We start from the raw sequence: 14,406 nt of genomic DNA, 5'->3' as shown, positions 1-14,406 counted from the left end.
GTACTTCGCCGGAGCCAAGCTTGCACACCAATTCCCGGTGTCGATCGTCACCGAGGGGCAGGGCCTCAACATCACTCTGACGAGCTACCTGGACCGGTTGGATTTCGGCTTCCTCGCCGACCGCGAGCTGGTGCCCGACCTGTGGGACTTGGCAGATATGCACGTCGCCGAGATCAGTCGGTTGTTCGAGGCCACCGGCGCCGAATGGGCCGAAACACCCCGGGCTGCGTACCCACGACGTGGACCCGTCAAGCGGTCGAAAGCCCCGACGGCAGCGACGAAAAAGCCCACGTCGGAGTAAGTCTGCCGCGGCGGCCGTTGTGCGCGTAGGGTCAGGAGATCGGGACCGTTCAGGCCCCCTATATGAAGCGGGCCAGTGATGTCTGACAAATCTCCGCGCCAAACAATGACCAAAAAGTCCGGCAAGTCGCTCAAGGAGAAACGCGCGGCCAAGAACGCCAAGACGGATCAGGCTGCCACGATCGACAGCACGCTGCACTCCAAAAAGCGCTGACCGCGCTGGTTCAGGGCTTTATGGGTGCAGGTTCCACTGCCCGCAGTCCGAGGCCAGGACGTCGTTGACGTCGACTTCGATCCCGCCGACGATCGGGCCCGGATTGGATGCCGTGCTGACGATGCGCTGGTAGAGGACGGCAGCCGGATCGATCTTGGTGCCGGACCAGGCCCGGGTCTGCCAGGACCAGCGCCGGCCGGGCGTGCTCGAACTGCCGATCACACCGTCGGCGGCGGCCCACTGGCACACGTCGATGCCGCCGTAGACGCCGGTGCGCTGCACGCCGAGCACTGAGTTGATTCCGCGAAACCACGGTAGCGCCAATGTGTTCCAGGTGTCGCGGCTGATGTCGTCGTCGACGGAGAAGAAGATCGGTGCGCTCTGCCCGCCACCTGCCGCGGTGTGCAATTGCCAGGCAGTCTTGGCGTCGGCGACGCCGCCGGCGTACCCGCGGGTGAAGTCCGATGGCGCCGTTCCGCCGGGCTTGCCGTACTGGTAGTTGCTCACGATGACCAGCCCCGCGGCGGTCAGCGACTCGGCATAGGGCCGGGTGATGGGTTTGGCGCCAAAGTTGGAGCCGGGACGCGACAGCGAGACGTAGTTGATCACCCCGGCGTAGCCGGCGGCACGGATGTCTGCCGCGGGGATCTGGCGCATGGCGTAGTCGATCAGCTGGGACGACGCGGCCGCCGCCTTCGGCGCACCGACACTGGCCGATGCCGCACCCAGCCCGGCCGCCGCCGAGGCCGCGGTGGCGTAGCGGAGCGCATCACGCCGGGTAACCGGACCGGATCGCCGCACGCCACTGGTCCCCGTTGAGTTCCGCACCGGGCGATGTTAACAACGTGACTGTTGTTAACGGTGGAGCCCACGCGAGGCGTGCCCTTCGCCATCCTGCTCAACAACGATTGCCGCTATGGTCAGTCGGTGAGCGCGCGGTTCGAGTCTACCTCGCCACCCGAGGCGACTCAGGGCGGGTGACGAACACGCCCTAGGCAGTCGGCCGGTTGCTGTAGACGCGGCTCGGCGTGATGAGCACCGCGGTGCGGCGCTGCTCGGCCATCACGCGGTCGTACTCGGCCCAGTTGTCGTGACTGCCACCGCAGGCGGTGAAGACCTCACGTAGGAGCAGACGTACCTGTTCGGGTCCGTCCAACCATGCGGGAGTGTCGTCGGGACCGACGAGTTCGGCCCTGCCTTCGACGGTGGCCCATTGCCAGCCGCTGCGAAACGCCACGGCCAGTTGCGGTCGCCTGCGCAGATTGGCCAGCTTGACCGGACCGTAGGTGACGAAGCCGAGAACAGGCTGGGCGGTGGCGGGGTGGGGGAGCACCCCGGCGTTGACCAACGACGCCTGGATGGTGTGATCGGCCCGCAGTGTGGACACCACCGCCAGGCCGCTGTCGTTGCTTGCCAGGGCGGCGGCCTGGTGCAGTGTGGTCATCCTGAGTCTCCGTTTCCGAACGCGCCGATTGTCTTCAGTGTGGCGGGCTCAGCCGGAGCTGTGACCGATCAGGATCGCCGCGGGCAGTGCGAGTTCCGCCAAGGCCCCTGCCACAGCCGCACCGCAGGACGCGATGGTGTACTCCGATGCAGCCGCCGTGCTCTCGCCGTGGCCGGGCAGGTCACAGGTGACAACGGCGTTCGTGGCGGCGAACGCAGCAGTCTGAGCGCCCCAGTCGGTGCCGTCGCAGGCGAAGCCGTGGACGAAAAACAACAGCGGTCTTCCGGTGCCGGCGACGGTGATGCGCATCTTCGCGGCCGCCGTGCCATCAACCGCCATGAACCCCACCCTAGGCGCAAACCCGTTCGGCTCGCCTCCAGCTGGCGCAGTGCTGGTAGAAGCTCAGTCCCGCAGGGGTTTTCGCACACGGTGACGTTCCACACCGGCCCGGCGAGCGGTCTACGACCACGGTGGCCGTCTCCGGGCCGGCGGCGCCCAGCCCAACAGGGGTGTAGCGTGGGAGGGAGTTGGGAACCCAGTCAGTCCGGGATGATTCAGCAGCACGTTGCTGATCGCGCCGAGCACACGCTCACGCCGGATACGCCGGTGACAACCGCTAGACGGGATCACCTTGAACGCGCAAATTCCCTTCAGTCCATTTATTGGAGAGCAGAGCTTTTCCAGTCCACCGATGATGGGGATTCTCAGCACCTATCCACCGACGGTCTGTGGGTTGGCGACGTTCAGCGCCGCCCTGGCTGACGGTTTGTCGGCCAACGGCGCCGGTGTCGGTGTCGTACGGATATCCGACGGGTCCTCGACATCTGATCCCAGGGTGGTCGGCGAAGTGATCAGCGGATCGGCAAGATCGGTTGCACGCGGCTCAGAACTGTTGAATCACAGCGATATTGCCGTCATTCAGCACGAATACGGAATCTACGGCGGCGTCGACGGGGACGAGGTCGTCCAGATCCTCCGCGGGCTTGAGGTTCCCTCGATCGTGGTCGCGCACACGGTTCTCACCCGCCCGTCTCCGCATCAGCGTTCGGTGTTGGAGGACATCGCGGCACTGGCGGATCGGGTGGTCGTGATGTCCGAGGCGGCCAGCCGGCGTCTGTGCCGCGGCTATGACGTCGATCGGGACAAAGTCACCACGATCCCGCATGGCGCCACGGTCCCGCGTCATGCGCCGCCGGCGCGACACACCGGCCGGCCGACGCTGTTGACCTGGGGACTACTGGGCCCCGGGAAGGGGGTCGAGCGGGTCATCGACGCGATGCCCACCCTGCGTGATCTGCCCGGGCGCCCGCAGTATGTGATTGCCGGCCAGACGCACCCGAAGGTCCTGGCCTCCGACGGCGAGGCCTACCGTGCCGCCCGTGTCGAACAGGCCCGGCGCAGAGGGGTGGCCGACTCGGTGTCCTTCGACGCCGGCTACCGGTCGGTCGCGTCGCTCAACGAACTTGCCCAGTCCGCGGCGGCCGTCGTGCTGCCCTACGACTCTACCGATCAGGTCACCTCCGGAGTCTTGGTCGACGCCATCGCAAGCGGTAGACCGGTGGTGGCGACCGCCTTTCCCCACGCCGTCGAACTGCTCGCCAGCGGTGCGGGGATCGTCGTCCACCATGACGATCCGGCCGCGCTGGCAAATGCGTTGCAGCGAATCGTCACTGACCCCCAGCTTGCCGGATCTATGGCCCGCGAAGCCCGCCGGTTGGCGCCCCGGATGGCATGGTCGGTGGTGGCGGAGGCGTATCTGTTCCTGGCACAGCGGCTCATCGCCGAGCGTTCGGCGCTGGTATGACGAGCGCGCCCGTCCCGGTCTTCGATCACCTGCTGTCGATGACCGACAACCGCGGAACCTTTGAGCACGCACGCTCAACCGAACCGCGGATCGAGGACGGCTACTGCACCGACGACATGGCGCGGGTGCTCGTCGTCGCCGCCCGCCAGCCCGACTCCGGGGGAGAGGTGAACCGTCTCACCCGGGTCGCCGTCCAGTTCCTCAACGAAGCACAGTCGTTCGCGGGGAAGTGCCGAAACCGGATGGATCGACTCGGACGGTGGACCGACGAGCCGGCGGTCGAGGACGCGTGGGGGCGCTGCCTCTGGGGCCTGGGAACTGCTGCGGCTCATAGCGACATCTCCCTCGTTCGGCGGCTTGCCGTCATCCAGTTCGAGCGCGCCGCGGTGATCCGCTCACCCTGGCCGCGGGCGATGGCGTACGCGGCGTTGGGCGCTGCCGAACTTCTCCGGGTGGATCCGGGGCATCGCGCCGCCCGAGCGCTGATCACCGACTACGCAGGTGGTATCGCCAGTTCGAACGGCGACGTCGCCTGGCCGTGGCCGGAGCCGCGACTGACCTATGCCAATGCCGTTCTGCCCGAGGCGATGATCGCCGCCGGGGTCGCACTCGACGACGGCACGCTCCGGCAGCGCGGCATGGACCTGTTGGCGTGGCTGGTCGACCATGAGACAGCCGACGGACACCTCTCACCCACCCCTGCCGGGGGCAGCGGACCCGGTGATGCCCGGCCCGGCTTCGATCAGCAGCCGATCGAGATCGCAGCCCTTGCCGATGCGTGCGCGCGCGCGTCCGCGGCCGACGCCAGCCAGCTCTGGCCCGACTCGGTGCGAGCCGCCGCGGCCTGGTTCGATGGCGCAAACGACGCCGGTCTGAGGATGTGGGACCCGCAGACGGGCGGGGGATTCGACGGTCTGCACGCCGACGCGGTGAACCAGAACCAAGGCGCCGAGTCGACCCTGGCCGTACTTTCCACTCTGCAGCACGCCCAGCGCCTTTCCACTGTGCCGCAATGACTTCCACCATGGCCGATCTGGTCACGCGCAGCGACCAGCGTCTCCGGGCAGACCGGGCACGGGTGATCACTCAGCTCTTCGTGCCGGGCCAGGAGGGCTTCGAACACCAGGAGTCCAGAGCCGGTGTGGTTCTGGCGCGCATCCTGGGTCTCAGCGAAGCCGACGTGTTGTCCGCGTTGGACGATGTCGTCACTCGATTCGATGGACGGCACCGCGACCTGGTCGGCATCTTTCGCAGACACGCCGGTGAACTGGCTGACCGCCTCGACGGCGCCCACATCTCCGATGAGCGAATGCTGCTGCTGGGTGCGGTGTTCACCAGCGAGTACGCCATTGAAGGCGCGGCGCTGTGCAACCCCAGCATCGTCGCGCATCCCGACCAGACCGGACTAGACGCGGGTAACCTGCGATTCATCCTCAGCGTCCGCGGCATCGGGGAGGGCCACCGGTCGTCGATCGGATTCCGAACCGGCGTCATCGACTCGGCCGGCCGCCCCCGGGTCGATCAGTGCGCACCGGTGGCGGCGGTGGGGACTACCGTGCCGGTATTGTTCGACGCCGCGGTTTTTCGCGTCGAACTCGCCCGACTCGGTGACGCCGGTGAGGCGGCAGCGTACGTCCTCGACGCGCTCGGTGAGCGCTTCAGCAGGGACGACCTGACCCGCCAACTCACCCGACTCCAGACCAATCTGAGCACCCGTGAACATGGGCACGAGACGATCGCCGAGATGCAGGCCATCGCCGAACGGACCTACGGCATTGAGTTCCCCAGTCACACAGCTATTTCCGAGCATGTCCTGTGGCCGTCGATGGACGCCGAGGCTGTCGGCATGGAAGATGCCCGGTTCGTGCGTTTCACCGATGACGACGGTTCGGTCACGTTCTATGCCACCTATACCGCCTACAGCGGAAACCACATCAGCCAGCAGTTGCTTCAGACGAACGACTTCCGGTCGTTTGTCTCCACCCCAATGGTTGGACGTGCAGCGGCCAACAAGGGGCTGGCGTTGTTCCCACGCCGGATCGGTGGACGCTTCGCGGCGATGTCGCGATCAGACCGCGAGTCGAACACCATCGCGTACTCGGATCGTCCGTTCGTGTGGACGAGCGCGGTTGCCTGCCAGCGGCCGGTCCAGGCTTGGGAGGTGCTGCAGCTGGGAAACTGCGGGCCGCCCATCGAAACCGAAGCCGGCTGGTTGGTACTCACCCACGGCGTCGGCGCGATGCGGACCTACCGCATCGGCGCGATCCTGCTGGATCTGGAGGATCCAACCAGGATCATCGGCCGGCTGCGACAACCGCTGCTCAGCACGGCCCCCGACGAGCAGGACGGCTACGTCCCCAATGTCGTCTACTCGTGCGGCGCATTGGTCCACGCCGAAACGCTGGTGCTGCCGTACGGGATCGGCGACGCGGCGATCGCGTTCGCCACGGTGCCGCTGCCGGCACTTCTCGACGCCCTCCAAACCTGAGTCACCACGGTTCGCTGGTCGCCGTACCTAGAGTGTCGCCGTACCTAGAGTGTGGCTGTGAAGATCGACGGATCGGTGGCCGTGGTCACCGGAGCGGGCTCAGGCATCGGCAGGTCGATCGCGGCGGCATTGGCGTCCGCCGGCGCCTCGGTGGTGGCCGGCGACATCGACGCGGATTCAGCCGCCCAGACCGCCGCCATGATCGGCGGCGCGGCGGCGACAGCAGACGCCGCGAGCAACGAGGGCATCGCGACCCTGCTCGACACCGCCAGCCGGACGTTCGGACCGGTGGACATCTACGTCGCCAATGCCGGAATCACCGGACAGCCCGGCCTCGGAGACGACGAAGCCGCGTGGGATCGCATCATCGACGTCAACGTGCGCGCCCACGTCCGCGCCGCCAAAGCGGTGCTGCCCGAATGGCTTGAGCGCGGCCACGGGCACTTCGTTGCCGTCGCGTCAGCCGCCGGCCTGCTCACCCAGCTCGGGGCTGCGCCGTACAGCGTCACCAAGCACGCCGCCGTCGGGTTCGCCGAATGGCTGGCGATCACCTACGGCGACAGGGGAATCGGCGTCAGCTGCGTGTGCCCGATGGGCGTGGAGACCCCGCTCCTGCGTGGGATGACCGATGCGCCGGACGGCGAAACCCGGCTGGCCGGCTCCGCCGTCGTCAGTGCCGGTGCGGTGATCACCCCGGACGTCGTCGCCGCCGGTGTGGTCCAGGCCGTTGCTGACGGCACGTTCCTGGTACTGCCACACCCGGAGGTCCTGGACATGTACCGGCAGAAGGGCGCTGACTATGACCGGTGGATCGCCGGGATGCGCCGCTACCGGAGCGCTCGACGAGCTGCGCTCGCTGCCATCGCTGGAGCAGACCCGCCAGCAGATGGAGGCGGCGCTGGATGAAACCACCGATGCAACGCGACACCGCTGCCATGATCGTTCTCGATAGGGCTTCCGCCGAAAGGAGCGCCTCAGTTGACCGTGACGTGGACGTGGTCGAAGTGCTGGGCCACCCGCCACATGGTGTACGAAATGGCGAACCTGCCCGCCTGACTTTGCAGATCGGCGTTGATGGCATCGCCCAGCCCCATGTCGGAGCCGATCATGATGTCGATGGCGCGGCCGCTGGGATGATCGGGAAGCGGATCGGAGCGGACTCCTCCGATGGACTGCACACCGGGGTAGGTGGCCATGATGTATGCCGCCAGGCTCCTCGCGTTCGGCACCAGACCGCCCATCCCGACGCTCGGGATCGGCGGCGCCAGTCCCAGCGCCGCAACCACCGCCGCCGGCACGGCCGCCCGCTGGGCTTGCGGCAGCAGGGCATAGTCGGCATTGATCGCGGCGATCTGCTTACGCAACTCCGCCTGCTTGTTCTGCAGATCCGCTCGCAGGGCGACGGCGGCGTCGAGAGCCGCCTTGGCGCTGGCTGCCGACTCCGCCGATGCGGCCTCGACGCGCTGCGCCTCCTGGTCGGCCTGTCGCAGGCCCTGCAGCTGATGGGACATCTCGGTGGCCATCACCCGCTGGGTGACCATCTTGTCGATCAGGATCTTCGGGGAGGGGGCGGTCAGGATGGCGTACGCCCCGTCCGTGCGCCCGCCCATGTAGGCGGTTGCGGCGAATCTGTCCACGGCGCCCTGGTAGCCGACCAACTGCGCCTTAGCGGACTCGAGTGCGGCCAGGGATTCCACGTGCCGACGGTCCGCCTCCGCGACGAGCTGCAACTTCGTGTCGAGATCGGACTTGGCGGCCTGGATGTTCTGGGCCAGTTGGTCGGACTGCTTGGATAGCTCATCGATTTTTGCCACGGTGTCCTGAGCCGGGTCGGCCGAGGCCGCACCGCCCCAGATCGTGCCCAGGGCAACGAGCCCGACTACCAAGTTTAGTAGCTGCTTGCGGGGGTAAATCTTCAAGACTGACGCATCCTTACGACCGCCGCCGACGTCTTCTCCGTCGGCGTTGTCCCTGTGCTCAGGTCTCGATCAGGTTACGAAGCTCACGTGGGTTTGTCCAACGGAGTTAAAAAAACTCCGTCCGCCGGGCTAGTCGTCTCTCTCGATCCGAACGCCCTTCCAGAAGGCGACGTGGTCGGCGATCTGCTGCGCGCGGGCGCTGGGCTGCGGGTAGTACCAGACGGCGTCCGGGTTCACTTGACCTGCGACGGTCACGGTGTAGTAGTGCGCCGTTCCCTTCCACGGGCACACCGTGGTGGTCGTGCTGTCGGTGAGGAATTCCTTGTGGACGCTATCCACGGGGAAGTAGTCGTTGCCTTCGAGTTTGACGGTTTCCTCGGACTCGGCCAGCACCGCTCCGTTCCACACAGCTCGAATCATCTCGCGACCTTCCTCCGGAAGTGTTCGGACCATTAAACCCCGTCGCTCTAGGCTCGGCGGATGACTGCACTGCCCGCTTGGGTACGACAGCTTGACCTTGCACCGCATCCGGAAGGCGGTTGGTTCCGGGAGACCTGGCGCAGCGACCTGACACTCGACGAGTCGACGCTGCCGCCCGGCTACAGCGGTGCGCGCAGCGCCGGCACGGCGATCCTGTTCGTGTTGGCGGCTGGCCAACAGTCCGCATGGCATACGGTGCGCAGCGCCGAGATCTGGTTGCACCACCGGGGCAGCCCCATCGTCCTCGAGGTCGGACCCGACATCGACAGTGCCACGACCTATCTCCTGGGCCCCGACGTCGAGGACGGCCAACGACCACAAGTCGTCGTGCCACCGGGCCACTGGCAGCGCGCCCGTCCCCGCGACCCCGCACCGGCGCTGGTGAGTTGCATCGTGGTGCCCGGCTTCGACTTCGACGACTTCGCCCTCGACGGGCCATCGGAGTGAGCTCCAGACTTACCGTCTGCCGGTTGCTGGGCCCGACCCACCGATCGGGATCAAACCAGCGTTCCGTGCACCGCTGGCTGCTAGCGTCAGTTGCTCGTGTCCTCACGAACGGTCGGTAGCCACGTTCTCGCTGATGTCAGCGGCTCCACCTCGTCGCTGCTCGACGACGGTGTCGGCCTGGAGGATCTGCTCGTCCGCTCGGCCGAGGCGGTCGGCGCGACGGTGGTGTCCCGCCACCACCACGCCTTCGAACCCCACGGCGTGACGGCGGTCGTCGTGCTTGCCGAGTCGCATGTGTCGATCCACACCTGGCCGGAATGGGGTGGGGCGACGCTCGATGCCTACACCTGCGGTAACGCCGATCCGGAGCGGCTTGTCGAGCTCATCATCGAGGGCCTGGCACCCGCCAACGTCCGCCGGGCGACCGTGCCCCGGGTGGTGCCCGGCGGGCCGGATGACCCGGCCTTCCGGTTCGCCGAATTCATCACCCCGGCGGACCGCTACGAGCACGATCTCGCCGAGGTGTACGTCAGCGGGACCAGTGCGTTCCAGGACTACCTCATCGGCCGATCCGAGGCGTGGGGCCGCATGCTGGTCCTCGACGGCGTGGTGCAGAGCACCGAAGCCGACGAATTCATCTACCACGAGGGCATCGTCCATCCGGCGTGCTATGCCGTGGCTGCCGTGGCACCGGTGCGCGAGGGCCTCATCCTCGGCGGCGGTGAGGGTGCCTGTCTGCGTGAGATGCTGCGCTGGCGATCGCTGGAGCACGTGACGATGGTCGACATCGACGCCGAGGTGGTCGCGGCATGCCGCGAGAACCTGCCGCTGCACCACAAGGGCGCCTTCGACGACCCGCGCGCGACACTCGTGCACGGCGACGCGGTCGCCTTCCTGCGGTCACTGCCGGATGCCGGCCTCGATGTCGTGATCTCCGATATGACCGATCCGGTCGAAGGCGGCCCGTCGACGTTCTGCTTCACCGTCGAGTACTTCACCGAGATCGCCCGGATACTGCGTCCGCACGGGGTTCTGGCCGTGCAGGCCGGTCCCTCGTCGCCGATCGAGGTCGCGCTGCACGCGAAGGTCATTCGCACGATGAGTTCGGCCTTCCCCTCCGTCATCCCGTACGCCGTCGACGCGCCCTGCTACGGAAGGGATCTGGGCTTCGTCATCGCATCGAGGGAGGATCTCATCAGTCGGCTCGGCGTCGCGACCATCGACGGCCTGTCCGGCGAGATCTCCGGAGACCACCGCTGGATCACCCCGGAGTTGCTGCGGGGAAAGCTCAGCGTGCCCCCCTATCTGGAGCAGGCGATCGCCTCCCGAACAGACGTCTACCGCGACGACGCACCTCCGGCGACCACCGGTGCGGCCGGTTGGGAAGCCTGAGACGCCAAGCAATTCAGTGAACGAACATTCACAAGTGTGAACCACGCCACACGGTCCGATCACTTCCTTGACTCGGCCTGACAGGACGCCGAGAGTGTACATATGTTCACCGAAAACAACGGCGACACCGCGGCCGGCATGAAGTACCTCGATCTGCACGGCGAACGCGTCGCCTACCTCGACGAAGGCAGTGGCGACAAAGGCAGTGGTGAGGCGATCCTGCTGCTGCACGGCATCCTCGGCAGCTCGCAGACCTGGCGGTCGGTGATCGGCCCGTTGGCGCGCAAGTACCGGGTGGTGGCGCCCGATCTGCTGGGCCACGGCAACTCCACCAAACCGCGCATTCGACAGGCTGGTGCTCATCGGCAGCGGGGGCCTGGGGCCGGATGTGGGTCTGCTGCTGCGCGCGGCATCGCTGCCCGGCGCTGAACTGGTCCTGCCCGTCATCGCGGCTCGCCAGGTCTTGGCGCCGGGCGATCGCATGTGGTCGTGGTTGCGGAAGGTGGGCGTGGAAGCGCCTCGCGGCGAGGACTTCCCGGTGATGGCGATCTGGGGCGAGAAGGACTCGATGATCCCGGTCCAACACGCCTACGCCGCAAAGGAAATCCGCCCGGACGTACGGCTCGAAGTGCTCCCCGATGTCGGCCACTTCCCGCACGCCGAACGACCGGCCCTGGTTGCCGAATTGATCGACGACTTCATCTCCGCCGGGCGGTCCGCCGGGCCGGGGCGATCGGGAGCGTGCCAGATCGGCTGATTCAGATGGCACTCGCGCCGGGCGGTGGCCCGGTCAGCCACCCGGCAGAAGTACGACACCCGTGCGAAACGTACCGGTTCCGATGCGGCCGCTTAGGGACGAAAGTCACCAATACCCGCCGGAAGGTCTTTTTCCCCTAGGCGTCACCTTCGACGACTGACGTAATTGTCTGTCGGGGGGTGTTGGGGGGCGTGATGACAGCGATCGAGCGGGTTGGCCTGACCGGTGCGGTCGCGGTGCTCATGGGTCTGTGCCTGGGGGGTCCTGCGGGCAGTGCGGTGGCGCATGCCGACGACGGCAGTGAGCAGTCCGCCGCCACCTCGACAGCGGACACATCGGTGCGCCCAGCGCGGCCCCCCGGGCGTGCCGGCGCAACCGGGCGACCGCCCACAGTTGCGGCCGGCGCACGACCCGACCGCGCGGCGTCTTCGACGCCCCTCCGTGTCGCGCCGACCCCGGACCCGGTTGCCCCCGATGACGATTCGGAGTCCTGGCTGCCTGCCGGTGTTGACGTACCAGCGGCGTCGGTGGTTGCGGTCCCTGACTCTGCCGTCCGGCTGTCAGCCACGGTGAGCGATCGAACCGCGGCCGCAATCCCGAACGAGGCGGTCACAGCGGTGGCGCCGGTGGTACCGGAGCCAGCCGCAACAAGCCTGCACGCGCCGGTCGCGGCGACGGCTGCCGCGCTGAACGGATTGGGCCCGTTGCCTTTCGGGCTCCACGACCGGGGTCCAGCGCTGCCCGCCGATTCGCCGTTGAGTTGGACTGTGCTGGCCGCCGCATCCCGGGAGACCTTCGCGACGGGCGGAACCGTCGCGATACCGCAGACCCCGGTGCTCACCGCGTTGGGACTGCAAGAGGTTCCGATCCTCGGCCCGCTGCTGGTGACACCGATGGTGACCGTGATCAACGCCATCCCGATGGTGAGCGATCTGCTCCATCCCCTGGTGGGCTATCCGCTGCTGCCCGACGGCGAGGTGGCACCCCGCGACGTGCGGGTGGTGTCGTTCGACGGCACCCAGATCAACGTGCACTTGATGCCGGCGGCCGGACTGCGGGACGGGCAGAACGCACCCACCGTCCTGATGGCCTCCGCGTTGGGCATGCCGGGTGCGACCAACCTCAACGGGACTCCGCTGGATGCGCTGCTCGGCGATCTCGGCGGAGAGATCGGCATAGCGAGCCTGCGCAACGCCGGCTACAACGTCGTGACATGGGACCCGCGCGGTGAGTACGCCTCCGGCGGAGTGTTCGAGATCGCCTCGCCGTACTTCGAAGCCCGCGACGTGTCGGGCATCATGAATTGGCTTGCCGAACAGCCGGAGGTGCAACTGGATGCCCCCGGTGATCCTCGGATCGGCATGGTGGGAGCGTCCTACGGCGGTGGCATTCAGCCGGTCGCCGCCGCCGTCGACCACCGTATCGACGCGATCGTGCCTACCATCGGCTGGAACACCCTCAACAGCATGATCTACCCGAATGGTGCGTTCAAGACCGCATCCGGCGCAGCGTTGGCGGCCACCCTGGTGTTCACCCTGGCAGAGGCGAACCCCCGCATCCTGCCCGCCGTGATCCACGGCAATCTCACCGGGGAGATGAGCGCGGCAGACCAGGATCTGCTGGCCGAACGTGGGCCGGGCTCAGTTCGCGGCTTCCCCGACCTGGTCGGTCAGATCACTGCGCCCACCCTGCTGATCCAGGGCACCGTCGACGCCCTGACCGGTTTGAACCAGGCCGATATGACGGCGAGAGCCCTTCTGGCACAGGGTGTTCCGACGAAAGTGCTGTGGTTTTGCGGTGGTCACGGCCTGTGTATCAATCCCCTGTTCGATCCCGTTGAGGGCGCGCTGATTCAGCAGCGAACGCTGGAATGGCTCGATCGGTACGTCAAGCGTGAAGCGGTGTCCACCGGTCCTGGGTTCGAGTGGGTGGACCAACGCGGGCAGCGGCTCTCGGTGGACACCTACGGTGCGGGCTTGGGGGCGCCGATCGTCGCCTCCCGCAGCGGCGTTGACGTCCTGCCGCTCATCCCGTTCGTGGCCGGCTCGGGCCCGATGTTCCTGGTGCTTCCCTTCGGGGGCACCAAGGCGTTCAACGCGATCAACCTGGTAACGCCGGCCCCTGACGGAACCACCTATGTCGTCGGCGCGCCGCAGCTGACCGTCAGTTACTCAGGCACCGGTTCAGGAACCCACGTCTACGCTCAACTTCTCGACACCACAACGGGTCTGGTCCTGGGCAATCAGGTCACGCCGATACCGGTGACGCTGGACGGTCACCCGCACACGATCAGCATGCCGCTGCAGCCGGTGGCCCATACCCTTCTTCCCGGGCAAACGGTGAGCCTGCAGCTCTTCGCCTGGGCGGCCGAATATGCGGGCAAGCTCTCGCTGGGGGAGTTCACGGTCAGAGATATCGCGATCTCGTTGCCCACTGTTTCCAGTCCCACGGTTTCCAGTCCCACGGTTTCCAGTCCCTCGACCGGCTACTACCTAACAGCTTGATAGCTCGCCTTGATCGGAGGCAAGCGTCGAATTGAGAGGGTCAATTGCCGGACAGATGAAGTGCCCGGCCAGTCTCGGTGGCAATCTCCCCGCTCAGCGTGACAATCGGTGGGCCGCCCCGTTGATGGATGACGTTCGCGAGGACAACCACGTAGGTGTCGGAACGCGGATCGATCCACAGCGACGTCCCGGTGAAGCCGCCGCCGCCGAAGCTGCCGATCGGAAACGCCACGCCGCGGATCGTGGATAACGGCGTATCGATGTCCCAGCCGAAGCCGCGCAGATTCCGCCCCGGGACCGCCGGATACCGTGGCGCGAGTAAGAGATTGGCGGTGTTGGGGGCGCTGATGAGGGCTTCTCTTTCAGCGTCGTTCGCCGCCGCGAGTTGTCCGGGTGCGTGCCCGGGTTGCTGCGGAGTCGTCATCATTTCCACGGTCGACTGCGTCAGCGGAAAGGTGCTCCGGCGGCCGGCGAGCCGGTCGAGCAGTGCTTGCGCGAACAGGCCCACGTCCCGCACCGTCGAGAACACCCCGGCGCTGCCGGCCACCCCACCCATCCGCCGTGCCGTCGGATCGTGCACGGTGCCGCGCAGCAGCTGATCGAAATTCGGGTTCTTGCCCGGATCGCCGCGGCCGTCCTCGTCACGGGCGGTGGGTG

Annotated in this window: 14 protein-coding genes and 1 pseudogene; 9 read left to right on the top strand and 6 right to left on the bottom strand. The window is 67.1% G+C overall.

What is annotated here, in order from left to right:
* On the top strand, positions 1 to 301 hold a 301-nt coding region (locus tag ADBZ6I_RS09890), incomplete at its 5' end, for a WS/DGAT domain-containing protein (protein WP_526383293.1).
* A gap of 231 nt (positions 302 to 532) precedes the next feature.
* Here ADBZ6I_RS09890 and ADBZ6I_RS09885 read toward each other — a convergent pair.
* The 3 genes from ADBZ6I_RS09885 to ADBZ6I_RS09875 all read right to left on the bottom strand — a co-directional run bounded on the left by ADBZ6I_RS09885 (position 533) and on the right by ADBZ6I_RS09875 (position 2,297).
* Positions 533 to 1,342 (bottom strand): glycoside hydrolase domain-containing protein, encoded by an 810-nt coding sequence (locus ADBZ6I_RS09885; RefSeq protein ID WP_526383291.1) that lies wholly within the window; start codon positions 1,340 to 1,342, stop codon positions 533 to 535.
* 163 nt (positions 1,343 to 1,505) lie between these two features.
* Entirely contained in the window at positions 1,506 to 1,958 is a 453-nt protein-coding gene (locus ADBZ6I_RS09880; protein WP_526383289.1) for a TIGR03618 family F420-dependent PPOX class oxidoreductase, read from the bottom strand.
* 48 nt (positions 1,959 to 2,006) lie between these two features.
* Complete coding sequence (locus ADBZ6I_RS09875) at positions 2,007 to 2,297, bottom strand: alpha/beta fold hydrolase (RefSeq protein WP_526383286.1); 291 nt, start codon at positions 2,295 to 2,297, stop codon at positions 2,007 to 2,009.
* A gap of 352 nt (positions 2,298 to 2,649) precedes the next feature.
* Between ADBZ6I_RS09875 and ADBZ6I_RS09870 the strand changes: the two genes are divergently transcribed.
* Genes ADBZ6I_RS09870 through ADBZ6I_RS09855 form a run of 4 tightly spaced genes read left to right on the top strand, consistent with a single transcriptional unit; the run spans position 2,650 to position 7,156 of the window.
* Positions 2,650 to 3,762, top strand: coding sequence for a glycosyltransferase (locus ADBZ6I_RS09870; RefSeq protein ID WP_526383284.1), 1,113 nt, complete (start codon positions 2,650 to 2,652; stop codon positions 3,760 to 3,762).
* The gene (locus tag ADBZ6I_RS09865) at positions 3,759 to 4,778 is read left to right on the top strand and encodes a glycosyltransferase (RefSeq protein WP_526383282.1); all 1,020 of its coding nucleotides are present in this window, start codon (positions 3,759 to 3,761) and stop codon (positions 4,776 to 4,778) included. The genes ADBZ6I_RS09870 and ADBZ6I_RS09865 overlap by 4 nt, the downstream gene beginning before the upstream one ends.
* Complete coding sequence (locus ADBZ6I_RS09860; RefSeq protein WP_526383280.1) at positions 4,775 to 6,250, top strand: glycoside hydrolase family 130 protein; 1,476 nt, start codon at positions 4,775 to 4,777, stop codon at positions 6,248 to 6,250. The genes ADBZ6I_RS09865 and ADBZ6I_RS09860 overlap by 4 nt, the downstream gene beginning before the upstream one ends.
* Positions 6,251 to 6,307: 57 nt before the next feature.
* A complete protein-coding gene (locus ADBZ6I_RS09855) occupies positions 6,308 to 7,156 on the top strand; it encodes an SDR family oxidoreductase (protein ID WP_526383278.1) in 849 nt (282 codons plus the stop codon).
* 68 nt (positions 7,157 to 7,224) lie between these two features.
* On the opposite strand, the gene ADBZ6I_RS09850 is transcribed toward ADBZ6I_RS09855, so the two are convergent.
* The gene (locus ADBZ6I_RS09850; protein ID WP_526383276.1) at positions 7,225 to 8,169 is read right to left on the bottom strand and encodes a VldE C-terminal domain-containing protein; all 945 of its coding nucleotides are present in this window, start codon (positions 8,167 to 8,169) and stop codon (positions 7,225 to 7,227) included.
* Between the two features lie 129 nt (positions 8,170 to 8,298).
* Positions 8,299 to 8,589, bottom strand: coding sequence for a DUF427 domain-containing protein (locus ADBZ6I_RS09845; protein WP_526383274.1), 291 nt, complete (start codon positions 8,587 to 8,589; stop codon positions 8,299 to 8,301).
* Between the two features lie 60 nt (positions 8,590 to 8,649).
* Between ADBZ6I_RS09845 and ADBZ6I_RS09840 the strand changes: the two genes are divergently transcribed.
* From ADBZ6I_RS09840 to ADBZ6I_RS09825, 4 genes and pseudogenes are all read left to right on the top strand, one after another.
* A complete protein-coding gene (locus ADBZ6I_RS09840; protein ID WP_526383272.1) occupies positions 8,650 to 9,096 on the top strand; it encodes a cupin domain-containing protein in 447 nt (148 codons plus the stop codon).
* Positions 9,097 to 9,192: 96 nt separating this feature from the next.
* Positions 9,193 to 10,488, top strand: coding sequence for an adenosylmethionine decarboxylase (speD, locus tag ADBZ6I_RS09835; protein WP_526383270.1), 1,296 nt, complete (start codon positions 9,193 to 9,195; stop codon positions 10,486 to 10,488).
* A gap of 138 nt (positions 10,489 to 10,626) precedes the next feature.
* Positions 10,627 to 11,245: pseudogene (locus ADBZ6I_RS09830) on the top strand (alpha/beta fold hydrolase).
* A gap of 755 nt (positions 11,246 to 12,000) precedes the next feature.
* A complete protein-coding gene (locus ADBZ6I_RS09825) occupies positions 12,001 to 13,749 on the top strand; it encodes a S15 peptidase family protein (protein ID WP_526383268.1) in 1,749 nt (582 codons plus the stop codon).
* Between the two features lie 40 nt (positions 13,750 to 13,789).
* Here ADBZ6I_RS09825 and ADBZ6I_RS09820 read toward each other — a convergent pair.
* Positions 13,790 to 14,406, bottom strand: a 617-nt coding sequence (locus ADBZ6I_RS09820) for a serine hydrolase (protein ID WP_526383266.1), incomplete at its 5' end; no start/stop codon positions are given.

Source organism: Mycobacterium sp., from assembly GCF_044342925.1.
In the GTDB taxonomy this organism is placed as follows: domain Bacteria; phylum Actinomycetota; class Actinomycetes; order Mycobacteriales; family Mycobacteriaceae; genus Mycobacterium.
The sequence above is the reverse complement of the archived record's forward strand: the minus strand, read 5'-3'. Positions and strand labels throughout refer to the sequence as shown.

What these genes read in the sequence shown, in the direction of transcription:
- ADBZ6I_RS09845 (WP_526383274.1), bottom strand. Translation starts at nt 8,589, where the DNA reads ATGATTCGAGCTGTGTGGAACGGAGCGGTGCTGGCCGAGTCCGAGGAA.
- ADBZ6I_RS09840 (WP_526383272.1), top strand. Translation starts at nt 8,650, where the DNA reads ATGACTGCACTGCCCGCTTGGGTACGACAGCTTGACCTTGCACCGCAT.
- ADBZ6I_RS09860 (WP_526383280.1), top strand. Translation starts at nt 4,775, where the DNA reads ATGACTTCCACCATGGCCGATCTGGTCACGCGCAGCGACCAGCGTCTC.
- ADBZ6I_RS09865 (WP_526383282.1), top strand. Translation starts at nt 3,759, where the DNA reads ATGACGAGCGCGCCCGTCCCGGTCTTCGATCACCTGCTGTCGATGACC.
- ADBZ6I_RS09880 (WP_526383289.1), bottom strand. Translation starts at nt 1,958, where the DNA reads ATGACCACACTGCACCAGGCCGCCGCCCTGGCAAGCAACGACAGCGGC.
- ADBZ6I_RS09870 (WP_526383284.1), top strand. Translation starts at nt 2,650, where the DNA reads ATGATGGGGATTCTCAGCACCTATCCACCGACGGTCTGTGGGTTGGCG.
- ADBZ6I_RS09875 (WP_526383286.1), bottom strand. Translation starts at nt 2,297, where the DNA reads ATGGCGGTTGATGGCACGGCGGCCGCGAAGATGCGCATCACCGTCGCC.